The organism is Aeromonas sp. AE23HZ002T15, from assembly GCF_054165525.2.
Genome location: NZ_CM201342.1, coordinates 2801388 through 2824065 on the forward strand (window position 1 = coordinate 2801388; position 22678 = coordinate 2824065).

Genomic DNA, 22678 nt, shown 5'->3' on the forward strand with positions numbered 1-22678 from the left:
GTTCCAACCAGATGTGATGGCTGATATGACAACACGGCAACAATCAGAATGGCTGTTGGAGATGATTGACGTCAGTAAGAGTTTCCCTGGCGTCAAGGCACTCGATAAAGTCAATTTACGGGTCCGTCCTCATTCTGTGCATGCGTTGATGGGCGAGAATGGCGCGGGGAAATCCACGCTGCTCAAGTGCTTGTTCGGCATCTATGAGAAGGATGAGGGCAAGATCTTCTTCAAGGGGGAGGAGATCAACTTCACCTCCTCCAAGGAGGCGCTGGAGAATGGCGTCTCCATGGTGCACCAGGAGCTGAACCTGGTGTTGCAACGCACCGTGATGGACAACATGTGGCTCGGCCGCTACCCCACCAAGGGGTGGTTCGTTGACCACGGCAAGATGTATGAAGAGACCAAACACATCTTCGACGAGCTGGACATCGACATAGACCCCAGGGTCAAGGTCGGCACCCTGTCCGTCTCCCAGATGCAGATGATCGAGATCGCCAAGGCGTTCTCCTATGACGCCAAGATCGTCATCATGGATGAGCCCACCTCCTCCCTGACCGAGAAGGAGGTCAATCACCTCTTCAAAATCATCAACAAGCTCAAGGAGAAGGGCTGCGGCATCGTCTACATCTCCCACAAGATGGAAGAGATCTTCCAGTTGTGCGACGAGATCACCATATTGCGGGATGGGCAGTGGGTGGATACCCGGCCGCTCCAGGGCATGACCATGGATCAGATCATCGGCATGATGGTCGGTCGTGAGCTGACCCAGCGCTTCCCGGAAAAAACCAATGAGCCGAAAGAGGTCATCCTCGAGGTCGAGCACCTGACGGCCAAGAACCAACCCTCCATCCAGGACATCACCTTCAACCTGCACAAGGGGGAGATCCTCGGCATCGCCGGTCTGGTGGGGGCCAAGCGCACCGACATCGTCGAGACCCTGTTCGGCATCCGCGATCGCAGCGAAGGAAGCATCAGGCTGCACGGTAAAGAGGTGGCGAACCATACCGCCCACGAGGCGATCCAGAACGGCTTCGCCCTGGTGACCGAGGAGCGCCGCTCCACCGGCATCTACTCCCGCCTCGACATCGCCTTCAACTCCCTGATCGCCAACATGGACAGCTACAAGGGCTCCATGGGGCTGCTCAGCGACAACAAGATGAAGAGCGATACCCAGTGGGTCATCGACTCCATGCGGGTCAAGACACCGACCCAGCAGACCCAGATCGGCAGCCTCTCCGGCGGCAACCAGCAGAAGGTCATCATAGGTCGCTGGCTATTGACCCAGCCCGAGATCCTGATGCTGGACGAACCGACCCGCGGCATCGACGTGGGGGCCAAGTTCGAGATCTATCAGCTCATTCTGGAGCTGGCCAAGAAGGACAAGGGGATCGTCATCATCTCCTCCGAAATGCCCGAACTGCTGGGGATCACGGACCGCATCATGGTCATGAGCAATGGCCGGGTCGCGGGGATCGTCAACACCAAAGAAACTGACCAGAGCGAGATCCTGCGCCTGGCATCTCTGTACCTATAAGACAGGAAGACATTTATGGAGTCGGCTAAAAAATTCAATCTGATGCAGGCGCTCAAAGAGAACGGCATCTATGTGGTGCTGCTGGTGCTGCTCATGGTCATCGTGATCAAGGAGCCTTCCTTCCTGAGCCTCACCAACTTCAGCAACATCCTGACCCAGTCCTCGGTGCGGATCATCATCGCCCTCGGGGTGGCGGGCATCATCATCACCCAGGGGACTGACCTGTCGGCCGGTCGCCAGGTGGGCCTGGCGGCCCTGATTGCGGCCACCATGCTGCAGGCCCTGACCAACGTCAACAAGGTGTTCCCCAGCCTGGGGGAGGTGCCCATCCCGGTGGTGATCCTGCTGGTCTGCGCCGTGGGTGCCGTGATCGGTCTCATCAACGGCCTGATCGTGGCCTACCTGAACGTGACCCCCTTCATCACCACCCTGGGCACCATGATCATCGTCTACGGCATCAACTCGCTGTACTTCGACTCCGTGGGCGCCTCCCCGGTGGCCGGCTTCGATCCCCGCTTCTCCAGCTTCGCGCAGGGGTTTATCAGGATTGGTGGCTTTAAACTATCGTATCTGACCTTCTATGCGGCCATCGCCAGCGTGTTCGTCTGGGTGCTGTGGAACAAGACCCGCTTCGGCAAGAACATCTTCGCCATCGGTGGCAACCCGGAAGCCGCCAAGGTGTCCGGCGTCAACGTGGCCGTCAACCTGGTGATGATCTATGCCCTTGCCGGTGTCTTCTACGCCTTCGGCGGCATGCTGGAAGCGGGCCGGATCGGCAGCGCCACCAACAACCTGGGCTTCATGTATGAGCTCGATGCCATCGCGGCCTGCGTGGTGGGCGGGGTCTCCTTCGCCGGTGGCGTGGGTACGGTGGCCGGGGTCATCACGGGGGTGCTCATCTTCACCCTGATCAACTACGGTCTGACCTATATCGGTGTCAGCCCCTACTGGCAGTTCATCATCAAGGGCGGCATCATCATACTGGCGGTCGCACTGGACTCCATGAAGTACGCCAAGAAGAAGTAAGCATTGGCAGAGAGGGCTGGAGCAATTCCGGCCCTCTCTATTTGGAGGGACCCATCCCATGCCATTCAAAGTCAAGATCAACGTCCTCCTGCTGCTCGCCATCCTGGTCACCATCGGCACCGCCTGGCTCAGCGTCAATCACTTCATCAGCGGCTACATCCGCACCCAGGCCACCGAGAACATCAACGAGCAGATCACCCTGGTCAAGGAGAAGCTGGCGGGGGACATCAACCAGCGGGTGCTGCTGGCGGCCAACCTCAACCTGGGGGTGACCAGCGTCAAGAAGGCCCTGCAGGAGACCGGCTTCCACAATATCGTCAAGCTGGTGGGCGACATGGCGTTCGACGTGAACGGGGTCATCGACGACCCGGCCAGGGTCGAGGCCCTGCGCAAGTTGATCCCCGCCGCTAACAACCGGATCACCGTCAGCCCTCTGGAGCAGCTGGACGGCAAGCCGGTCATCTCCATCCTGGTACCGCGGGGGGCGGATTCCGCCTACCTCTATTACCTCGACATGAGCGAGTTCAAGGCCCTGCTGGAGCAGGTGAGCGGGGAGGGGCGCTACTTCTCCCTGACCGACAGCCAGGGCCACGTGCTCCACGACGGCAAGCCCCAAGGGGAGAGCGAGGCGCGGCCCAATTCGCTGGACATCCGGGGCAGCCAGTGGACCCTGACTGGCTACGTGGATCTGGACCATATCCGGACCATGACCCAGGCCCTCAACGGCAAGATCACCCTGGCCCTGCTGGGGGTGGCGGTTCTGGTGCTGATCCTCTCCATGGTGGCGCTTAACCTGGCCTATAGGCCCATCCTCTCCCTGCGGGATCTGGTGCAGGAGCTGTCCCAAGGCAGCGGGGATCTGACCCGTCGCCTGGCGGTCACCAGCAAGGACGATCTCGGCCAGATCTCCGCCGGTATCAACCGCTTCATCGAGCGGCTGCAGGAGATGATGGGGGAGGTCAGCAAGGCCAGCGGTCAACTCAACGAGGGGATCTCGGATCTCGCCAGGCAGACGGGTTCGGCCCAGGGGCTGCTGGCGGAACATGTACGGGAGACGGAGCAGGTGGTCACCGCCATCAACGAGATGAGCCGTACCGCCATCTCGGTGTCGGAGAGCGCGGCCAGCACGGCCCAGCTGACGGGCCAGAGCCAGCAGCTGGCCAGCGAGTCACGGCAGGTGGTGGACAGGGCCATGGGCAGCGTGACCGCGCTGGTGGCCGAGGTGGAGACCACCGCCAGCTCCATCGCCGCCATGCAGCAGGATGTGCAGCAGATTGGCTCCATCCTGGGGGTCATCGGCGGCATCGCCGAGCAGACCAATTTGCTGGCCCTCAACGCGGCCATCGAGGCGGCCCGGGCCGGCGAGCAGGGGCGCGGCTTCGCCGTGGTAGCCGACGAGGTGCGCTCCCTGGCCGGGCGCACCCAGCAGAGCACCGCGGAGATCCAGACCATGCTGAGCCGATTGCAGCGGGGCACCCAGACTGTGGTGGAGGCCATGGGCAACACCCGTCAGAGCTGTCAGGATGCAGCAGAGAACACCGGCAAGGTGAATGCGTCCCTGGATGCCATGGCGGGGGAGGTGGTGGAGATCAACGATCTCATCAGCCACATCGCCACGGCAGCGGAACAGCAGAGTGCGGTCGCCGAGGAGATCAATCGCAACATGAGTGCCATCGCCGAGGTGATCACCCAGCTCAAGGGTAACGGCGAGCGGACGGTGGAGAGTTCGGCGTCCATGCAGCGCACCTACGACAGGCTGAGGGAGATAGTGGGGCACTTCCGTTTGCAATGACCCTTTGCAGTGAGACATCATCGATGAAGTGAGGCATCGGCTGGCCGGGATCGCTCCGGCCAGAACGCCGGACAGCCAATGAAAAAGCCAAAAAACAGGCAAAAAAGATGGGGGCGACTTGCGTCGCCCCCGATAGTCTTATCGTTCATGTCCTTGAACGAAGTTGCTCCCTGCAATCCCTGACTATACCTCTTCCTTTAGGTTTCCCCTTCCCAATCCTTTGGGGTGTCCTTTAGCCATCATGGCCTGACGAGTCATCCATTCCCGTCGCACTTTCTCCGTCCTGGGAGGTGTCCTTTACCACATCCTGTGGTGAGTCCATTTGCCCAACCCTGGCAGCCAGTCTTCCTGACCGACTTCATTGCGTCCGTGCAGGAGTAACTATAAGGATTTCGGGAGGGACGACAACGGCACGCTGAAAAACGTTTTTACCCAACTCGTTTCCCAGGAAACGATGGAATAGCTTTATCTTTATTAATCATGATGTTGTGATTTTTTATGGCAGGTTTTTCGATCTTATCTTCCGACTATGGCGGGAGCTTGATGGGAGCTTTGCTCACGCATCGTATGGCGAATGTCTCACGCGCCATTTAACTGAGGTTCAGGAACGTAACAAATGGCAGAGCCGTTTGCGAAGGTGGCCTGAACACCTGTCCTTTGGCCCGAGCCTCGGCGCCATATTGCCCAAGGCTAAAGGGGGATCCGGTAACCCGCCCCGGAGCGAGTCAGCCTGCCGGCAGATGGCGGCTTGGGGATGAGGCCAGAGGAGGGGGGCATCAACGGCCTGAACAGGCAGCGCTCATAGTTGCCGCCACCATTCATAACCCGGTGGTCGGGACAAACGAAGTGAGGGGGAAGAACAAGGAATAAGAGGGGAGGAGTCACAGGTCTGGCCAAGAGGAGGAGACCTCCCCTTGGACTCAGGGGTTAGTAGTGCTGGCTGCCGCCATGCCATAGGCACACATATTCGGGTACCAGCATCTGGGGAGCCTGGCCGACGTGGCAGACCACCAGGGGCATGGCGGGGGCGCCCTGAGCGCTGACCAGAGCCGGAGTGGCGGGCAGGACCAGGGCGATGAACAGAAACAGAGATTTGACCTTCATGGATATCTCCTTGGTGACAGGACTCGGTGTGATACTGATCACTGTTTGAGTTAAGCCGAGGCGGGTGGCGCCGCAAGGAGGCACGATAAATTCAACTAATGAAAAAAGTTTAAAAACGGGCGGCAACGGCACGGTTGAAAAAATCACCATCCGGATGCGGACAAAATGCATATCCATATAAGAGACATAGGACGACGCCCGTCATTTGAGGAGCCGCCGAAGCGGGTTGGGGTCATTGCCATGATCTGGAACAAGAAACTGATTATGCAGGTCAGGTGATGAGAGTGACTATTTATGTGGACGCCAAATGGGACTTTTTCGAAGATCCATTCACTCATAGGCATAGAAAATTCAATTCACGTGTAATTTGTTTTTATCTTATTGATTTATAGCTGCATTTATTATTTCGCATATCCCTTTGTAGATATTTTCAATGAATGAAAACGCTCTCTCGTTGAAATTTAAGAGGCCTTTTTTGCTTATTTATTGAGATGGAGTGAATGGAGAAATGTCATTTATGTAAACTCCATCAAAAATTAACTCATGGTTTTATTCAGTTCCGATTGAATGTGATCAATGTCTAAGTTTGTGGTGCTTGGCAGGCCTAATCTCTGCGTCGAAAGGCAAGGGCAGGATAGAACACAAGCCGAGTACCCTACATAAAGAATATCCCGCCTTAGCCACGAGCCAGAATAGAAGGAATCTATTCAATCACTCGCAGGGACCACTGCTAGACGGAATATAATCATGAGCAAATTTTATGTAGGTTCTGAAGTTGGCCAATTGCGCCGTGTCATGCTGCACCGCCCCAACCTCAGTCTGAAGCGTCTGACCCCTTCCAACTGTCAGGATCTGCTGTTCGATGACGTCCTGTCCGTGGAACGCGCCGGCCAGGAGCACGACAAATTCGCTCAAGTGCTGCGCGATCAGAATGTCGAAGTCTTCCTGCTGACCAATCTGCTGGCCGAAACCCTGGACGTGCCGGAAGCCAAAGCCTGGCTGCTGCAAAACCAGGTCTCCGATTATCGCCTCGGCACCGCACTGGCCAACGACGTACGCTGCTTCCTGGCAGACATGCCGCACCGCGAGCTGGCCCGCATCCTCTCCGGCGGTCTGACCTACTCCGAGATGCCCTACAGCGGCGTCAACATGGTAGTGGGCATGCACGCACCGACCGATTTCATCATCGAGCCGCTGCCCAACCACCTCTTTACCCGTGACACCTCCTGCTGGGTCTACGGTGGCGTCTCCATCAACCCCATGGCCAAGGCCGCCCGTCGCCGCGAAACCAACCACGTGAAGGCCATCTACCGCTGGCACCCGCAATTCGCCGGTCAGGACTTCATCAAGTACTTCGGTGACGAGGAGCGCGACTACGACAACTCCACCATCGAAGGGGGTGACGTCCTGGTCATCGGCCGCGGCGCCGTGCTCATCGGCATGTCCGAGCGCACCACGCCACAGGGTGTCGAGCACCTGGCCCGCGGCCTGTTCAAGCACGGCCAGGCCAAGCAGGTCATCGCCATGCAACTGCCGAAACACCGCAGCTGCATGCACCTGGATACCGTCATGACCCACATGGACATAGACACCTTCTCCGTCTATCCGGAAGTCATCCGCAAGGATGTGAACTGCTGGAGCCTGACCCCGGGCGGCGCCACCGGCATGAACATCAAGGAAGAAGGCTACTTCGTGACCGCCATCGAGAAGGCGCTGGGTGTGGATCAGCTGAAGCTCATCACCACCGGCGGCGACACCTTCGAGGCCGAGCGTGAGCAGTGGAACGACGCCAACAACGTGCTGACCGTGCGTCCAGGGGTGGTCGTGGGCTACGAGCGCAACACCTACACCAACGAGAAGTACGACAAGGCTGGCATCACAGTGCTGCCCATCCCGGGTGAAGAGCTGGGACGTGGTCGCGGCGGCGCCCGCTGCATGAGCTGCCCGATGGAACGTGACGGCATCTGACAAGACGGCGTGGCGCCGGCGGAGGCTGGCGCCACACAGACTCACACTCGAGATCAATGCTATGAAAAAACCAACTGTCGTCGTCGCCCTGGGGGGCAATGCCCTGCTCCGTCGCGGCGAGCCGCTTGAAGCTGACATCCAGCGCAAGAACATCGCCACCGCCGCCAAGACCATCGCCCGCATCGCCGAGGATTACAACGTGGTACTGGTACACGGCAACGGCCCGCAAGTCGGCCTGCTGGCCCTGCAAAACAGCGCCTACACCAAGGTCGCACCCTATCCCCTGGATGTGCTAGGCGCCGAGTCCCAGGGCATGATCGGCTACATGCTGATCCAGGAACTGAAAAACCTGATGCCGAGCCGCAACGTCACCGCGTTGCTGACCCAGGTCCAGGTCGATCCCAAGGATCCCGCTTTCGCCAACCCGACCAAGTTTATCGGCCCGGTTTATGAAGAAGCTGAAGCCCGCACCCTGGCTGCCGAGAAGCAGTGGAGCGTCAAGGCCGACGGCAAGTTCTTCCGCCGCGTGGTGCCGTCCCCGCTGCCCCAGCGCATCGTCGAAGGCGACGCCATCGAAACCTTGATCGCCCAGGGTCACCTCATCATCTGTACCGGTGGTGGTGGCATTCCGGTGACCTGGGATGGCCAGTGCCTGACCGGTATCGAAGCCGTCATCGACAAAGACATGTCTGCCGCCTACCTGGCCAAGCAGATCAAGGCCGACGCCCTGCTGATCCTGACCGACGCCGATGCCGTCTACCTGGATTGGGGCAAGCCGACCCAGCGTCCGCTGCGGGTCACCAGCCCGGACGAGCTGGCAGGGGTCAAGTTCGATGCAGGCTCCATGGGGCCCAAGGTCGAAGCGTCCTGCGAATTCGTCAAGGCGACCGGCGGTATGGTCGGGATCGGCTCCCTGGAAGATGGTCTGGCCATCCTGAGGGGCGAAGCCGGTACCAATATCGTTGCCACCAATACCGTGAATGCCTGAGTCGTTGAATCACTGCGTAGTTAACAACACTGCCCAAATTGGTCTGAACAAATATAGAGAGAACTCATCATGGCTTTTAATCTGCGTAACCGTAACTTCCTGAAACTGCTGGACTTCACCCCGCGCGAAATCCAATACATGATCGATCTGGCCATCGACCTGAAGAAGGCCAAATACGGTGGCTATGAGCGCAAGCACCTGACCGGCAAGAACATCGCCCTGATCTTCGAGAAGACCTCCACCCGCACCCGCTGTGCGTTCGAAGTGGCGGCCTTCGACCAGGGCGCCCAGGTCTCCTACCTCGGCCCAAGCGGTTCCCAGATCGGGCACAAGGAGTCCATGAAGGACACCGCTCGTGTATTGGGCCGCATGTATGACGGCATCGAATACCGTGGCTATGGCCAGGAGATCGTCGAAGAGCTGGGTGCCTACGCCGGTGTCCCGGTCTGGAACGGACTGACCAACGAATTCCACCCGACCCAGATCCTGGCCGACTTCATGACCATGCTGGAGCACGGCAAGGGCAAGCGTCTGGATCAGATCAAGTTCGCCTACCTGGGGGACGCTCGCAACAACATGGGTAACTCCCTGATGGTCGGTGCCGCCAAGATGGGCATGGACATCCGTCTGGTTGCGCCCAAGGCCTTCTGGCCGGAAGAAGAGCTGGTCGCCCAGTGCCGCCAGATCGCCGAAGAGACCGGCGCTCGTATCCACCTGACCGAAGACGTGAAAGAAGGTGTGCTGGGTGCCGACTTCCTCTACACCGACGTCTGGGTCTCCATGGGTGAAGCGAAAGAAGCCTGGGATCAACGCGTCAAGCTGATGACCCCCTATCAGGTCAACATGGACGTCATCAACGCCACCAAGAACCCGGATGTGAAATTCATGCACTGCCTGCCGGCGTTCCACAACGATGAGACCACCATGGGCAAGGAAGTGGCCGACAAGTACGGTATGAAGGGTCTGGAAGTGACAGAGGACGTGTTCGAATCCGAGCACAGCATCGTATTCGACGAGGCCGAAAACCGGATGCACACCATCAAGGCAGTGATGGTTGCTACGCTGGGCGACTAAGGTCGCAGTAGTGGTGCCGGGGGGTGACCCCCGGCTTTTCGACCATGTGACAGCGGCATAATACCTCTAACCCTACAACCCGCAGATACATGGATACCACACCCACAGAAGGAAGCTGGACCATGACCAAATTCAAGTTCCCGTCAGCCTACACGATACTGTTTGTGCTGATCGCCCTGGTGGCCGCCCTGAGCTGGATAGTGCCGGCGGGCAAATATGACATGACCATGAACGAGTCCCTCGGCAAGGAAGTACCGGTAGCCGGTACCTACAAGCTGGTGGATGCGAATCCCCAGGGGATAGTCGACGTGCTGCTGGCACCCATCGACGGCCTCTACAACCACGACACCTATGAGGCTGGCGCCATCGACGTCTCCCTCTTCATCCTGATCATCGGCGGCTTCCTTGGCATAGTGACCAAGACAGGGGCCATCGATGCCGGTATCGAGCGCGTCACCGATCGTCTGCGTGGCCGCGAGGAGTGGATGATCCCCATCCTGATGGCGCTGTTCGCCGCAGGGGGCACCATCTACGGCATGGCGGAAGAGTCCCTGCCGTTCTACACCCTGCTGGTGCCCGTGATGATGGCCGCCCGCTTCGACCCTGTCGTGGCCGCTGCAACCGTCTTGCTCGGTGCCGGTATCGGCACCCTGGGCTCCACCATCAACCCGTTTGCCACCGTGATTGCCGCCAACGCCGCCGGCATCTCCTTCACCGACGGGATCTGGCTGCGCGTCGCCATGCTGGTGGCCGGCTGGCTGCTGTGTGTGGCCTACGTGATGCGCTACGCCAAGATGGTGCGCAACGATCCGAGCAAGTCCCTGGTGGCCGACAAGTGGGATGAGAACCGTGCCCACTTCCTCGGCAACAAGAGTGACGAGATGCTGGAGTTCACCCTGACCCGTAAAATCGTACTGGGTATCTTCGTCGCCGCCTTCGCCGTGATGATCTACGGGGTGGCCGTGCTCGGCTGGTGGATGGCACAGATCTCCGGTGTCTTCCTGGCCGCCGCCATCATAGTGGGCGTCATCTCCCGCATGAGCGAGGAGGAGCTGACCTCCAACTTCATCGACGGTGCCCGTGACCTGCTCGGCGTGGCCCTCATCATAGGTATCGCCCGCGGTATCGTCGTGGTGATGGACAACGGCATGATCACCCACACCATCTTGCACAGTGCGGAAGGGATCGTCACCGGCCTCTCCACAGTGGTGTTCATCAACGTGATGTTCGTGCTGGAAGTGGTGCTCTCCTTCCTGGTGCCGTCCTCCTCCGGTCTGGCGGTGCTGACCATGCCGATCATGGCGCCGCTCGCCGACTTCGCCAACGTGGGTCGCGAGCTGGTGGTCACCGCCTACCAGTCTGCCTCCGGCCTGGTGAACCTGGTGACCCCGACATCCGCCGTGGTCATGGGTGGCCTGGCCATTGCCAAGGTGCCCTATGTGCGCTGGCTGAAGTGGGTGGCCCCGCTGCTCGGCATCCTGACCGTGCTGATCGTGGTCTGCCTGAGTCTGGGGGCTCTGCTGGCCTGATAAACAAGTACTGCAATGAAACGGGAGCCGCTGGCTCCCGTTTTTTATTGAGCTTGGGGTGTGGAGGCCATGTCCCGTCGGAGAGCAAGGCACGAAAGCCTGCTATTGGGGTAGAAAGAGGACAAGAGAAAGAGGCGGATATAGTGGATATAAAAGAGGCGACCCCGGGTCGCCTTTTGCATTCGTATTCTGGGGGAAAGGCTCAGCGTGCCTGGGCCAGGGTGCGCACCACGGCGGCGTGGGCCTGGCGGGTGCGGCTGATGTGACGGGGGGCGACCAGCACCACATCGTTGCCGGCCACGGCCCCCAGGATCTCCGGGTCGGCGTTGCGATCCAGCAGGCGGGCCACCACTGTGGCGGCCCCCGGTGTGGTGTGCACCAGCACCATCTGCTGGTTGTGGACCACGCCGCGCACCATGTCGTGGATGGAACGGGTGCTGCCGGCGGGCTCCAGCTGCTCGTCCACCAGGGTGTAGACCTTCTTGCCGTTCGCATTTTGGGCCTTGGCCACCCCGAGGCGGCGCAGCAGGCGGGAGATGGTGGACTGGCTGATGTCGGCGAAGCCCCGTTCTGCCAGCTCGCGGCGGATCTCTTCCTGGGTGCTGTAACAGTGCTGACCGATGATCTGGCGGCAGGCATCCAGCTGGGCCTGGTCGGACTCGGTTTCGGCGGGACGGCTGAGGATCTTGACCACGGGAATGTCCTTTGATGATGGCCGGAGGCTATGCGTCACATCTGCCATTCATCTGTTTATTAGCAAAAGATGCTGTTGAAAAAGAATCAGGCAGCGAATGAGCGGGGTTTAGCCGTTATGGGATGGCAAATTATAACCAAAGGGGGAATAAGTGATGTGACAGGGGTCAAAAATGGGCCCCGTGGGGCCCAGCTGGCTATTAGTAACGTTCGCTGACGATGTCCTGGGTGAAGGACTTCTCGCAGTATTTGCACTTCATGCGCACCGCGCCCTTCACCTCGCGCACCCGGAAGTAGCTGTCCACCGGCTCGTTGTGGGAGATGCAGTTGGAGTTCGGGCAGTGGAACACCCCGGTGATGAACTCGGGCAGTGCCAGCTGGTGCTTCTTCACCACCACGAAGTCTTCGATGATGTTGACGGTTGCCTTGGGGGCGAACAGCGCGAGCTGGTTCGCCTGCTGTTCGGTCAACCGGGTGTGCTCGATCTTGATGAGATCCTTCTTGCCGAGGGCGCCGGATTTCAGATTGAAACCGACGGTGATCCGCTCCTGGGTCTCGATCAGCTGGAACAGCTTGAGGATCTTGATGCCCTGGCCGGCGGGGATGTGGTCGATGACGGAGCCCTGACGGATGGCTTCGACTTGCAGTTGGTTCTTCTCGGACATGATGTTCCCCTTTCCCTTAGACGGTTTCGTTCAATACAAGTGCCAGCAGTGCCTGGCGCGCATAGACCCCGTTCTCCGCCTGCTGGAAGTAGTAGGCGTGGGGGGTCTGGTCGACGGCGACCTCGATCTCGTCGACCCGGGGCAGGGGATGCAGGATCTTCATGGTCGGCTTGGCCCCTTCCAGGGTGGCCACTTCAAGCACGAACTTGGCGGCCATGTGCTTGTACTCGGTCTCGTCGAAGCGCTCCTTCTGGACCCGGGTCATGTAGAGGATGTCGAGCTCAGGCATCACCTCTTCCATGGTCTCGTGCACGCTGAACTGGATGCCCTTCTCCTCCAGCTCCTCGCACAGGTAGTCCGGCATCGCCAGCGCCTCCGGGGAGATGAAGAAGAAGCGGCAGTTGAACAGGCTCAGGGCCTGGGCCAGGGAGTGGACGGTACGGCCGTATTTCAGGTCGCCGACGAAGGCGACGTTGAGGCCGTCCAGCTTGCCCTGGGTCTCGTGGATGGAGAAGAGGTCGAGCAGGGTCTGGGTCGGATGCTGGTTGGAGCCGTCACCGCCGTTGATGACGGGCACCCGGGAGAACTCGGAGGCGAGGCGGGCGGCCCCCTCCTTCGGGTGGCGCATCACCACGGCATCGCTGTAGGAGCCGATGATCTTGATGGAGTCCGCCAGGGTCTCCCCCTTCTTGGCGCTGGTGTTGCCGCCGTCGGCGAAGCCGATGATGTTGCCGCCAAGGCGCTGCACCGCGGTCTCGAACGACAGGCGGGTGCGGGTGGAGGCCTCGAAGAAGCAGCTGGCGACCAGCTTGTCTTTCAGCAGGCGGGTGTCGGGTTCGGCCTTCAACCGCTGTGCGGTGGCGACCACCAGTTCCATGTCGGAGCGGGTCAGATCCGAGATGGAGATGACGTGTTTTTTATAGAGAGGATTGGTCATCGTCTGCATTCCCTTTGGCGTTGATGAGGGTTTTTCGGGCACAAAAAAAAGCCCCTGAAACAGGGGCTCTTTTTAAAAACAATTGGGGATCTGTGGGTCGGGAACCGGAAACAACGGGGCCGCTCTGGTGCGCTCCACCCGTCTGCAAGGCTGTTTTTTTCATCAAAAACGGCATCGTCCTGTCCCGACCTTTTTCAAAACCGCAACGATTATAGAGTCGGTTTTTGAATTGTCAAAAATTTATTTCAGAGGCACTTTTTCGGCAAAAAAACGTTTAACTGACACGAACGGGTCGACAAACCCAGAGTTGGTGGTGTGGCTCCAGGGGCAGGCCATCCTGCGCCATGCTGCGCAGGTAGCCGAGCCTGTGGTGTCCCTCCAGCAGGCAATAGGGGTGGGGCAGGGGCTGGCCGTCGGGGTAGCAGGCATCGGGCTCGGGCTCCAGCACTATGATGGGCTCGGACCAGGTGCCCAGGGCCAGCATCTTCTCCCCGAGCCAGGAGCGGCGTACGTAGCGATTGTGGCGCAGCAGCTCTCCCCAGCGATCGATCACCTCCATGTGGCGGGAGTCGATGTCGGTCAGCACGCGCTCTGTGGGCCAGTGTTCGCACTCGAAGCTGTGGCTGGCGAGATCGATAAAGCTCCAGTTGGACTCGAAACCGCGCCAATGGCGATAAATCCACTGGGTCAGCACGTTGGAAGGAATGAAGGGGACCTGGGGACCGACCCGTGCCAGGTAGTCGGGCAGGGCCTCGGTTTTGCTCTCATCCCTGAAGTTGAGTGGTGCAAGTTGTTGAAGTAAGCGGTAATTGAGCATGAGCATCCTCCTCTTGCCTCGCTCCCGATCCCACCCTACCCCCATTTCGGTGGCTTTCCTACCCTGACAAGGCTGTAAATACAGCGAGTTACCCCCTGAGGCTGCCAAAATCGGCGGCATCTGCTCGTGATTTGCGCAATCGCATCGAAAGTGCGAAAAAAGCCTTTACCTTTGATCCCGGCTTTGTATAATTCGCCTCGTTTGTTGCAGGGGCGTAGTTCCAATTGGTAGAACAGCGGTCTCCAAAACCGATGGTTGCGGGTTCGAGTCCTGCCGCCCCTGCCATTTTTCAGAGAGGCCAGCTCATTGAGCTGGCCTTTCGCATTTCTGTGATCCGCATTTTCCTGCCTTCCTCAGCCCGGCAGCCGTCGCCGACCATTCTCGCGGATCTGCCTTCCCGTCTTATCCCTTGAGCCTCAACGGCTTGGCCCAGTCCTTCTTCGCTAGCCGCTCTTGCCGCTTTCTGCCCTGTCGTTTCTGGCAATCGTACGTTCTTGCGCCCTGTGCTACACCACATGGGCTGCGCCTCACGCGGGCGCACAAGCAACCGGGCGTTCCGACCGACAACGGGGAGCGCGAAGCGAGAGCGAGGAGATGAGTGATGAACAAGGCCGTTGAAACCCGATTGAACAAGTCCCGCCCCGGTGGTTGGGTACCGCAGGATCAGGCCCACATCGATCGTTGGGTCAAGCGGTTGCAGCGTTATGTGGCGCAGCAGCCGAGGCCGCTGGTGGCACCCATCGCCCAGCTGCAGGATCTGGTGAAGTCCGATCCCCTGTTGCACGCCCAGGCCGACGCCATGTTCAAGGAGGCCTGGCGCCACGAACACCTGACACCTATCGGGCAGATAGCATTGAAGAATTTCGACGAGTTCCTGGTCCTGCTCAACGGCATCATGACCACGGCCCCGGAAGCCTATCAGGACATCCCGACCCACGAGCCCTCCGGCCTCATCGGCTTCCCCATCAACGCCCTGCTGGACTGGCCCATGGCAACCCGATCCGGCTACCTGTTCTTCGCCAACGCCCTGGTCAATCAGCAGTTCAAGAAGATCCTCGGCTACTGGTCGCAGTTTCTGCAAAGCCAGGCCTCCCGCTACGTGCTGACCGAGCCGGTCAGCCGGCTGGACAGGGAGACCCTGATCGTCCCCTGGCTCGGCGAAGTGGCTCAGGCCGAGATGGTGAAGGTCGCCGGCTCTGCCCTGGGGGCGGGCAGCAATCCGACCCCGACCCGTTTCGATGCCATCTTCCAGTGCGATCCGGCGGCGGACTACCATGGCTTCGGCTGCTGGGATGACTTCTTCACCCGCACCTTCCGACCCGGCGTGCGGCCGGTCTCCTCCCCGGAGGATGACAGCGTCATCGTCAATGCCTGCGAGTCGGCGCCCCTGCAGGTGAAGACGGGAGTGAGCCGCAGCGATCGCTTCTGGCTCAAGGGCCAGCCCTATTCCCTGGACAACATGCTCGACTTCGACGACACGGCGCCCCTGTTCGACGGCGGCACCGTCTACCAGGCCTTCCTCAGCGCCTTGAGCTACCACCGCTGGCACAGTCCGGTGAGCGGCACCATCCGCAAGGTGCGCGTCGTCAACGGCACCTACTATCTGGAGAACCAGTACGAGGGCTTCCTCGATGCCGATGGGGCGGATCCCAGCGCCCCCAACAACTCCCAGCCCTTCCTCACCTCGGTGGCGACCCGGGCGCTGATCTTCATCGAGGCGGACAACCCCAAGATCGGCCTGATGTGCGTGGTGCCTGTGGGAATGGCCGAGGTGTCGAGCTGCGACATCACGGTGAAGGCGGGGGACAGGGTGAAGAAGGGGGACCAGCTCGGCATGTTCCACTTCGGCGGCTCGACCCACTGCCTGGTGTTTCGCAAGGGGGTGGAGCTGGCGTTCGACTTCTATGGCCAGACCCCGAGCCTGGATGCCACCAACATGCGGCTCAACACCGCCATCGCCAGGGTGAAATAGGGATATAATGTTGCCTCAAAAGGCCGCCATCTGGCGGCCTTTTCCATTGGCGCGAGGGGCTGGTCAATCGAATGAACTGCGTCATCGCCATAGCCTGAGCGAATGATGTCGATACGCTGATCAAAATTCACCGGCTCGCCGGGGCTGGCCATAATCGGGGGCCGCCATCGTTGGCCCACCCATACCAAGGAGATCCCATGTCCCCCCGCTTCACCGAATGGACCCAAGCCCTGCAACTGGGGGAGGTGCGGCTCGACATCGCCGCCATCGGCCGCCCGGGTACGCGTGCCCCCGTCGTCTTCCTGCACGGCTTCGGTTCCACCAAGGAGGATTACGCCGACCTCGTCCACCACCCCGACTTCGACGATCGCCCCTTCCTCGCCTGGGATGCCCCCGGCTGCGGGGCGACCACCCTGGACAGGCCGGATCGCATCGGTCTGGATCTGCTGGTGCTGACGGCACTCAAGATGATCGAGAGCAAGGGGTTCGGGCGCTTCCATCTGGTGGGCCACTCCATGGGCGGGCTGACCGCCCTGCTGCTGGCTCATCGCCATCCCGAGCGGGTGCTCAGCTTCACCAGCATGGAGGGCAACCTGGCGCCGGAGGATTGTTTCCTGAGTCGTCAGGTGCAGGCCCATCCGGCCGAGAGTGACGAGGCCTTCTTCGCCGCCTTCATTGCGCGCACCCGCCACGGCCGGGACATGGCGAGCACCCTCTATGCCGCCAGCCTGCGTCACAAGGTACGCACCGAGGCGGTGCGCCCCATCTTCCGCTCCATGGTGGCCCATTCGGATGAGGGGGACCTGCTCGGCAAGTTCCTCGCGCTGCCGTGTCCCCGGCACTTCCTGTACGGGGAGCAGAACGCCCACCTCTCCTATCTGGGGGCGCTGTCGCAGGCCGGGGTCAGGCTGACCGAGATCCCCCGCTGCGGCCACTTCCCCATGTATTCGAACCCTGTGCTGATGTGGTGGGCGCTGGCCGAGTTCTTCGAGGAAAGCGAGCGCTATATGACCGCCGGGTGATGCGCGCCCCTGGCGGGCATCGAGAGTGAGGGGCCTCCTAGCCCCGCAGCAGCACCATGGCGAGCAACCCGAAGGCGAGGGCGCCGAGGCGGTTGATCCAGTGCCCGCCACCCTCTTGCAGCCAGCGCCGTGCCTTGCGGGCCGAGAGGATGTAGCCGCCGTGCACCAGCACCATCAGCAGGCAGAAGCTGGAAACCAGCAGCAGGAACTGTGGCAAATAGGCGCGCCGATGGTCGATAAACTGCGGCAGTATGGAGAGGAAGAAGATCAGCGCATTGGGATTCGTGAATTGCAGCATGACGCCTTCCCAGAACAGCCGGTGGCGGGCCGATGGCGGGTTCTCACCCATTCTGGGAGGGGGGCTGCGCCACAGCTTCACCCCGAGCCAGGCCAGGTAGAGCACGCCGCCGTAGCGCACCCACTCGAAGACGGTGGGGGAGGTGGCGAGGAGCACCCCCAGGCTGGTAGCGGAGAGGGTGGCCACCCCCAGCACCCCGCAGGTGAGGCCGGCCATGCCGACGAGGGCCGGTCCCAGCCCGTGGTTGAGGGCATTGGTGAGGGACTTGAGGGTGCTGGGGCCGGGGCTCAGTATGGTGAGCCCCGCCATGGCGATAAACATCAGGTAGGCTTGCACGTCGCTTCCTATGCCGTTGAGAGGGTCGGCGCCATTGTTGTGAGCCTATGCCTATACGTAAAATCCAAAGAAAGTAACGACCCGATTCGAACAGGCTATCGATATGATCAACTTCCGACTCGTTCGCCATCTCTGGCTGTTTCTGGCGGTGGCCGAGGAGCGCCACTTCGGCCGCGCCGCCCGCCGCCTCGGCATGACCCAGCCGCCCCTGACCGAGCAGATCAAGGTGCTGGAACACGCCCTGCGGGTGAAGCTGTTCGATCGCACTCCAAAGGGGGTGCAGCTCACCCCGGCGGGGCAGGCGATCCTGCCCGCGGTGCGGCGGCTGGCGGATCAGCTCGAACACCTGGAGCTGGCGGTGCGGGAGGCGGCCTCCGGTCAGGTGGGGCTGCTGACCATCGGGGCCATCACCTCAGCCATGCTGGACGAGCTGCCCGGGGTGATAGAGCGACTCAAGCTGAGCCACCCCGGCGTCACCGTCTCGGTGCGGGAGATAGACAGCGCCGACGCCATACCCGCGCTGGAGAGCGGCGAGCTGGATCTGGCCCTGGTGCGGCTGGCCGGGCGGGATGAGGGCAGCATACGAGTGCGCCCCCTGAAGCAGGACAGGCTGGCGGTGGCCCTGCCCCTGGCCCATCCCCTTGCGGGGGAGGCGTCCGTGCCCCTGGCGGCCCTGGCGGAGGAACCTTTCGTACTCTTTCCCCGCGCCCTCAACCCGGCCTACTTCGATACCCTGATGGCCTGCTGCCACGAGGCGGGCTTCGCCCCCCGGGTGCTGCACGAGGCGCGCACCGTGGCGTCCCAGGTGGCCTTCGTGGGTTGTGGCCAGGGGGTGGCTCTGGTACCCGAGACCCTGCACAAGAGCGCCCCGGCCAACGTGGTGATCCGCCCCCTGGCGGGGGAGGTGCAGGTGGTGACCACGGCGCTGGCCTGGCATGGGGAGCGCCCGCCCGCGCTGCTGGATCTGCTGCTGGCCGAGCTGGGAGGCGAGCCCCGGCTCTGATGCTGCCGTGTTCTCATCGACTCGACGACCCTTGGTACCCTGTTCACCGACGCGGAGGCCGGTAGCCAAGGATGTCGCCGTTTCCGTGATCCGCAGCACGTCCTGCGGCTTAAAAGGCACAAACTGAACGGAGCCACTAAAGTCCCGGTGTCGGAGCGCCGATAGCCTTGAAGAATATGGGGACTCTGTTGGCCTCCAGTCACCACAAGGATCTGTAGTCATGACACTCTCGTTACGCGGCAAGTTGCTCGCGACCAGCCTGGGGGTAGTGCTGTTGATGGCGGCGCTGCTCGGCGTGGTCGCCTTCCATACCCTCAAGTCCCGCTCTCAGGCGGCCATCCAGAGCGAGGCCGTCAACTACGGTCATGCCTACTCGGTGGCCATCGGCGACTGGATGGCGGATCGCAAGAACGCGGTACACGCCCTGGTGAACCTGATCGCCGAAAATCCGCAGGCCGAGCTGGTACCACACCTGAAGCAGGCCTACACCTCGGGCGGCTTCGGTCTCACCTACTTCGGTTCCACCCAGGGGGTGATGACCCGGCAGGATCCCGCCCTCAACACCGGCAACTATGACCCGCGCGAACGCCCCTGGTATCAGGATGCGGTGAAAGCGGGCCAGCTGATCGTCACCGCTCCCTATGTGAGTGTGACCATGCAGAAGCTGGTGGTGACCCTCTCGGAACCGGTGAGCCATCAGGGCGAGCTGGTGGGGGCTGTGGGGGCCAACCTGGCGCTCGACAAGTTGATCGACGAGGTGCTGGCCATGAAGGTGCAGGGGGAGGGCTATGCCATGCTGCTGGACCGCTCCGGCCTCATAGTCGGCCACCCCCAGAAGGAGCTGGCCCTCAAGCAGGTGGCCGAGCTGTCGCCGGATCTCTCGGGGGCCATCCTGGATGGCTGGAGCCAGAGCGGCGAGCTGCACCCTGCCACCATAGACGGCCGCGCCGTGCTGCTGTCGGTGCAGGGAGTGCCCGGCACCGACTGGCTGCTGGCCATGGTGATGTACAAGGATGTGCTGGAGGCTCCCTTCGCCACCCTGCTGTGGCAGTTGGTGGGGCTGACCCTGGTGCTCCTGCTGCTGTTCAGCGCCCTGCTCATCGCCACCTTCAACTACCTGTTCGCGGATCTCGGCCGGGTGTCCAAGGCGCTGGCCAACATCGCCCACGGAGAGGGGGATCTGACGGTGCAGATCGCCACCCGCAGCCAGGACGAGGTGGGCCAGCTGGCCCAGAGCTTCAACCAGTTCGTGGCCAGGCTGCACGGCATCGTCAGCCGGTTGCGGGATGTGACCACTGAACTGGCGGCCCAGTCCCGGGCCCAGGCCCAGGGCGCCGAGTCCCGCAGCGAGCGGGTGCGCCAGCAGCAGGACGAGATCGTCATGGTGGCCACGGCGGTGACCGAGATGGCCTCCGCCACCCAGGAGATCGCCGGCAACGCCGAGTTTGCCGCCACCACCTCGGGGGATGCGGTGCGTCTCGCGGTCGCGGGCCAGTCCCAGGTCGGTCAGAGCCAGCGCAGCATCACGGGGCTTGCCGATGAGGTGGCCGATGCCAGCCAGACCATCCACGAGCTGGATACCCATGCCCAGAAGATCAGCGGCATCCTGGCCACCATCAGCGGTATCGCCGAGCAGACCAATCTGCTGGCCCTGAACGCCGCCATCGAGGCGGCCCGGGCCGGGGAGCAGGGGCGCGGTTTCGCCGTGGTGGCGGACGAGGTGCGGGTGCTGTCGCGCCGCACCCACGACTCCACCGCCGAGATCCAGCAGATGATAGAGGCGCTGCAACAGACCACCCGCCGCGCCGTCAGCGGCATGGAGAGCAGCCGTCAGCTGGCGGGCACCAGCGTGGAGGACGCCGAAGCGGCGAACCTGAGCCTAGGCCAGATCAACGAGGCCATCGGTGCCATCAGCGACATGGCGACCCAGATAGCGGCGGCGGCGGAGGAACAGACCTCGGTCACCGGCGAGATCAGCCGCAACACCGAGAACATCCGCCACGTCTCCCAGGATCTGGCGGAGCAGGCGCGGGAGGAAGCCAGACAGGCGGCGGCCCTCAAGGCCCTGACCGAACGACTGGAGCAGGAGATCGGCCGCTTCAGGCTCTGATGGCGGTGCCATGACGATGAAAAAGGCGGCTAAGGCCGCCTTTATTCATGGTGAGCATGGACATACAAAGCCCATACACCGAATGAATGATGAGCCGTCATAGGGCCCGGTTGAGAGGGGGCCTCAGAGCGGCTTGATGTAGCTGTAGAACTCGAGATCCCTGTGATAGCCGTGGCCCTCGTAGAGGGACTGGGCCCCCAGGTTGTCGGTGGCCGTGCTCAGCATCAGGAAGGCGGCGCCGGTGGCGTGACCGTGCTCGTCCGCCCGTTCGAGCAGGGCCTGGGCGACCCCCTGCTTGCGGGCGCTCGGTGCCACGAACAGGTCGTACAGCAGCCAGATGGGCTTGAGCTCGAGGGAGCAGAACAGGGGGTAGAGGTGGGCGAAGCCCAGCACCTCGCCGTCCTCGTGCTCGGCCAGGAACAGCACCGACTCCTGGCGGGCACAGCGCGCCTGCAGGAAGGCTTCGGCCGCGGCGGGGGCGGCGGGCACCCGGTAGAACTCGCGGTATTGCACGAACAGGGGGGCGACGCGAGGGATGTCGTCGATTCTGGCTTGGAGGATGTTCACAGGCGGCTCCTTGTGGGATGGGGCAGGGAAGGGAGAGCGGCCCGTCGCTCTGACTATGCACGGGTCAAGGAGAGGGTAAGGGCTCCCGGGCGCGCTGGCGAGGGGGTTGTGACCCTCTCTCCCCCTTGCTTGCGGCAGGTCAATTCATCGTCGACCGGGTTGCAGAAACTGACGCAGGGCGTTCGCAGCCCTGCAGGTCAGGCTCTCATCCCTCCATGATGCGCAACTGACCGTCCCGGAAGCGGGAGGCCTGATCCGTGGGGGTGCTGCCGAAGTAGCGTTTGTACTCCCGGCTGAACTGGGAGTTGCTCTCGTAGCCGACCCGGGCCGCTGCCGCCCCGGCCTTGATGCCGTCGTGCAGCATCATGAGCCGCGCCTTGTGCAGCCTGAACGACTTGATGTACTGCAGGGGCGAGGTGGCGGTGACCGCCTTGAAGTGGTGATGGAAGGCCGACACGCTCATGTTCACCTCCCGGGCCAGCTCCTCCATGGTCAGGGTGTCGGCGTAGCGCTGCTCGATGAGGCGCAGCACCCGGGCAATCTGCCCCATGTGGTTGTGGCGGTTGGCGAGCGCCTGCAGCGCCGGGCCGCCCCCCTCGTGCAGGGCGTAGAACAGCATCTCGCGCACCGTCTGGGGCCCCAGCACCCGGGCGTGCTGGGGCTTGTCCATCAGATCGATGAGTCGCTCGGCGGCGCAGAACATCTGCTCCGAGAGGGGCACCGCCAGCACGCCGCTCTTCTGGGGCGGCGGCGGGGGCAGGCTGTCTCCCAGCTCCAGCAGCAGCTCCTGCAGGGTGGCGACGTTGATCTCGAGGGAAAAGCCGATGAGGGGCTGCTCGGGGGAGGCGAAGCACTCGCACTCGCACGGCAGGGGCAGGGTCATCAGCAGGTAGTGGTTGGGATCGTAGCGAAACACCTGATCCGCCAGGTAACCCACCTTGTGCCCCTGCAGGATCACTATCATCCGCGGCTGATAGAGCACCGGCAGGCGGCCGTGGGGCTCGGTGGTATAGATGAGATTGACCTGGGCCACCGGGGAGGGCGTGATGCCGGGGGCCGCCACGTGGCGGGTCAGCCTGGCGGCGAGTTCGGCGTAGCGGTCGGACATGGTGACTCCAGTTGAATTCCAATGTTTGTAGGAATAGGCAAGTAATGTGCAGAATGTTGCCTTGATGGTAAGGGTGTGCTGTAGAAAAATGCAACCATCATTTTGCGGCCAGGCCGCGCAGTCATCCCGAGG

19 protein-coding genes and 1 tRNA gene are annotated in these 22678 nt (G+C 61.7%); 12 read left to right on the forward strand and 8 right to left on the reverse strand.

What is annotated here, in order from left to right; genetic code table 11:
- The first annotated feature begins 16 nt into the window (after positions 1 to 16).
- From mglA to ACT5M9_RS13050, 3 genes are read left to right on the forward strand one after another with little or no spacing between them, the layout of a single operon-like run.
- Complete coding sequence (gene mglA / locus ACT5M9_RS13040) at positions 17 to 1537, forward strand: galactose/methyl galactoside ABC transporter ATP-binding protein MglA (RefSeq protein ID WP_438551482.1); 1521 nt, start codon at positions 17 to 19, stop codon at positions 1535 to 1537.
- A gap of 15 nt (positions 1538 to 1552) precedes the next feature.
- Entirely contained in the window at positions 1553 to 2563 is a 1011-nt protein-coding gene (gene mglC / locus ACT5M9_RS13045) for a galactose/methyl galactoside ABC transporter permease MglC (protein ID WP_438551483.1), read from the forward strand.
- Between the two features lie 58 nt (positions 2564 to 2621).
- Positions 2622 to 4355: a methyl-accepting chemotaxis protein gene (locus tag ACT5M9_RS13050; protein ID WP_457982524.1), complete on the forward strand. Its 1734-nt coding sequence runs from the start codon at positions 2622 to 2624 to the stop codon at positions 4353 to 4355.
- A 927-nt stretch (positions 4356 to 5282) separates the two neighbouring features.
- Here ACT5M9_RS13050 and ACT5M9_RS13055 read toward each other — a convergent pair.
- Positions 5283 to 5459 carry a hypothetical protein gene (locus ACT5M9_RS13055; RefSeq protein ID WP_457982522.1) on the reverse strand — a complete coding sequence of 59 codons (177 nt, stop codon included), beginning with the start codon at positions 5457 to 5459 and terminating at the stop codon, positions 5283 to 5285.
- Positions 5460 to 6206: 747 nt separating this feature from the next.
- On the opposite strand from ACT5M9_RS13055, the gene arcA reads away from it, so the two are divergent.
- The 4 genes from arcA to ACT5M9_RS13075 all read left to right on the forward strand — a co-directional run bounded on the left by arcA (position 6207) and on the right by ACT5M9_RS13075 (position 11018).
- Positions 6207 to 7427, forward strand: a complete 1221-nt coding sequence (gene arcA / locus ACT5M9_RS13060) for an arginine deiminase (protein WP_332502980.1) — start codon at positions 6207 to 6209, stop codon at positions 7425 to 7427.
- Positions 7428 to 7488: 61 nt separating this feature from the next.
- Entirely contained in the window at positions 7489 to 8415 is a 927-nt protein-coding gene (gene arcC / locus ACT5M9_RS13065; RefSeq protein WP_457982520.1) for a carbamate kinase, read from the forward strand.
- Between the two features lie 69 nt (positions 8416 to 8484).
- A complete protein-coding gene (gene argF, locus ACT5M9_RS13070) occupies positions 8485 to 9489 on the forward strand; it encodes an ornithine carbamoyltransferase (RefSeq protein WP_100859991.1) in 1005 nt (334 codons plus the stop codon).
- Positions 9490 to 9611: 122 nt separating this feature from the next.
- Positions 9612 to 11018, forward strand: a complete 1407-nt coding sequence (locus ACT5M9_RS13075; protein ID WP_457982518.1) for a YfcC family protein — start codon at positions 9612 to 9614, stop codon at positions 11016 to 11018.
- Between the two features lie 202 nt (positions 11019 to 11220).
- On the opposite strand, the gene ACT5M9_RS13080 is transcribed toward ACT5M9_RS13075, so the two are convergent.
- From ACT5M9_RS13080 to ACT5M9_RS13095, 4 genes are all read right to left on the reverse strand, one after another.
- The gene (locus tag ACT5M9_RS13080; protein ID WP_438551488.1) at positions 11221 to 11712 is read right to left on the reverse strand and encodes an arginine repressor; all 492 of its coding nucleotides are present in this window, start codon (positions 11710 to 11712) and stop codon (positions 11221 to 11223) included.
- Between the two features lie 199 nt (positions 11713 to 11911).
- Entirely contained in the window at positions 11912 to 12376 is a 465-nt protein-coding gene (gene pyrI, locus ACT5M9_RS13085; RefSeq protein WP_349920181.1) for an aspartate carbamoyltransferase regulatory subunit, read from the reverse strand.
- A 16-nt stretch (positions 12377 to 12392) separates the two neighbouring features.
- Positions 12393 to 13313, reverse strand: a complete 921-nt coding sequence (pyrB, locus tag ACT5M9_RS13090) for an aspartate carbamoyltransferase (protein ID WP_438551489.1) — start codon at positions 13311 to 13313, stop codon at positions 12393 to 12395.
- 274 nt (positions 13314 to 13587) lie between these two features.
- Positions 13588 to 14130: a hypothetical protein gene (locus tag ACT5M9_RS13095; RefSeq protein WP_457982516.1), complete on the reverse strand. Its 543-nt coding sequence runs from the start codon at positions 14128 to 14130 to the stop codon at positions 13588 to 13590.
- Positions 14131 to 14338: 208 nt separating this feature from the next.
- Between ACT5M9_RS13095 and ACT5M9_RS13100 the strand changes: the two genes are divergently transcribed.
- The 3 genes from ACT5M9_RS13100 to ACT5M9_RS13110 all read left to right on the forward strand — a co-directional run bounded on the left by ACT5M9_RS13100 (position 14339) and on the right by ACT5M9_RS13110 (position 17124).
- Positions 14339 to 14415, forward strand: a tRNA-Trp gene (locus ACT5M9_RS13100).
- 316 nt (positions 14416 to 14731) lie between these two features.
- Complete coding sequence (locus ACT5M9_RS13105; protein ID WP_438551491.1) at positions 14732 to 16102, forward strand: phosphatidylserine decarboxylase family protein; 1371 nt, start codon at positions 14732 to 14734, stop codon at positions 16100 to 16102.
- Between the two features lie 197 nt (positions 16103 to 16299).
- Positions 16300 to 17124: an alpha/beta fold hydrolase gene (locus ACT5M9_RS13110; protein WP_457982515.1), complete on the forward strand. Its 825-nt coding sequence runs from the start codon at positions 16300 to 16302 to the stop codon at positions 17122 to 17124.
- 37 nt (positions 17125 to 17161) lie between these two features.
- Here the strand turns inward: ACT5M9_RS13110 and ACT5M9_RS13115 are convergent, their stop codons facing one another.
- Positions 17162 to 17758 (reverse strand): LysE family translocator, encoded by a 597-nt coding sequence (locus tag ACT5M9_RS13115; RefSeq protein WP_457982514.1) that lies wholly within the window; start codon positions 17756 to 17758, stop codon positions 17162 to 17164.
- 103 nt (positions 17759 to 17861) lie between these two features.
- Between ACT5M9_RS13115 and ACT5M9_RS13120 the strand changes: the two genes are divergently transcribed.
- The gene (locus tag ACT5M9_RS13120) at positions 17862 to 18761 is read left to right on the forward strand and encodes a LysR substrate-binding domain-containing protein (RefSeq protein ID WP_457982512.1); all 900 of its coding nucleotides are present in this window, start codon (positions 17862 to 17864) and stop codon (positions 18759 to 18761) included.
- A gap of 220 nt (positions 18762 to 18981) precedes the next feature.
- Positions 18982 to 20871 (forward strand): methyl-accepting chemotaxis protein, encoded by a 1890-nt coding sequence (locus ACT5M9_RS13125; RefSeq protein ID WP_457982510.1) that lies wholly within the window; start codon positions 18982 to 18984, stop codon positions 20869 to 20871.
- A 123-nt stretch (positions 20872 to 20994) separates the two neighbouring features.
- Here ACT5M9_RS13125 and ACT5M9_RS13130 read toward each other — a convergent pair whose 3' ends face one another.
- Both ACT5M9_RS13130 and ACT5M9_RS13135 read right to left on the reverse strand, forming a co-directional pair.
- A complete protein-coding gene (locus tag ACT5M9_RS13130) occupies positions 20995 to 21438 on the reverse strand; it encodes a GNAT family N-acetyltransferase (RefSeq protein WP_457982509.1) in 444 nt (147 codons plus the stop codon).
- Between the two features lie 205 nt (positions 21439 to 21643).
- Positions 21644 to 22546 (reverse strand): AraC family transcriptional regulator, encoded by a 903-nt coding sequence (locus tag ACT5M9_RS13135; protein ID WP_457982508.1) that lies wholly within the window; start codon positions 22544 to 22546, stop codon positions 21644 to 21646.
- Between the last annotated feature and the right edge of the window lie 132 nt (positions 22547 to 22678).

Excerpts from the sequence above, each read along its gene's own strand:
- mglA (WP_438551482.1), top strand. The coding sequence starts at position 17 with ATGGCTGATATGACAACACGGCAACAATCAGAATGGCTGTTGGAGATG.
- mglC (WP_438551483.1), top strand. The coding sequence starts at position 1,553 with ATGGAGTCGGCTAAAAAATTCAATCTGATGCAGGCGCTCAAAGAGAAC.
- ACT5M9_RS13050 (WP_457982524.1), top strand. The coding sequence starts at position 2,622 with ATGCCATTCAAAGTCAAGATCAACGTCCTCCTGCTGCTCGCCATCCTG.
- ACT5M9_RS13055 (WP_457982522.1), bottom strand. The coding sequence starts at position 5,459 with ATGAAGGTCAAATCTCTGTTTCTGTTCATCGCCCTGGTCCTGCCCGCC.
- arcA (WP_332502980.1), top strand. The coding sequence starts at position 6,207 with ATGAGCAAATTTTATGTAGGTTCTGAAGTTGGCCAATTGCGCCGTGTC.
- arcC (WP_457982520.1), top strand. The coding sequence starts at position 7,489 with ATGAAAAAACCAACTGTCGTCGTCGCCCTGGGGGGCAATGCCCTGCTC.
- argF (WP_100859991.1), top strand. The coding sequence starts at position 8,485 with ATGGCTTTTAATCTGCGTAACCGTAACTTCCTGAAACTGCTGGACTTC.
- ACT5M9_RS13075 (WP_457982518.1), top strand. The coding sequence starts at position 9,612 with ATGACCAAATTCAAGTTCCCGTCAGCCTACACGATACTGTTTGTGCTG.
- pyrI (WP_349920181.1), bottom strand. The coding sequence starts at position 12,376 with ATGTCCGAGAAGAACCAACTGCAAGTCGAAGCCATCCGTCAGGGCTCC.
- pyrB (WP_438551489.1), bottom strand. The coding sequence starts at position 13,313 with ATGACCAATCCTCTCTATAAAAAACACGTCATCTCCATCTCGGATCTG.
- ACT5M9_RS13095 (WP_457982516.1), bottom strand. The coding sequence starts at position 14,130 with ATGCTCAATTACCGCTTACTTCAACAACTTGCACCACTCAACTTCAGG.
- ACT5M9_RS13105 (WP_438551491.1), top strand. The coding sequence starts at position 14,732 with ATGAACAAGGCCGTTGAAACCCGATTGAACAAGTCCCGCCCCGGTGGT.
- ACT5M9_RS13110 (WP_457982515.1), top strand. The coding sequence starts at position 16,300 with ATGTCCCCCCGCTTCACCGAATGGACCCAAGCCCTGCAACTGGGGGAG.
- ACT5M9_RS13120 (WP_457982512.1), top strand. The coding sequence starts at position 17,862 with ATGATCAACTTCCGACTCGTTCGCCATCTCTGGCTGTTTCTGGCGGTG.
- ACT5M9_RS13125 (WP_457982510.1), top strand. The coding sequence starts at position 18,982 with ATGACACTCTCGTTACGCGGCAAGTTGCTCGCGACCAGCCTGGGGGTA.
- ACT5M9_RS13135 (WP_457982508.1), bottom strand. The coding sequence starts at position 22,546 with ATGTCCGACCGCTACGCCGAACTCGCCGCCAGGCTGACCCGCCACGTG.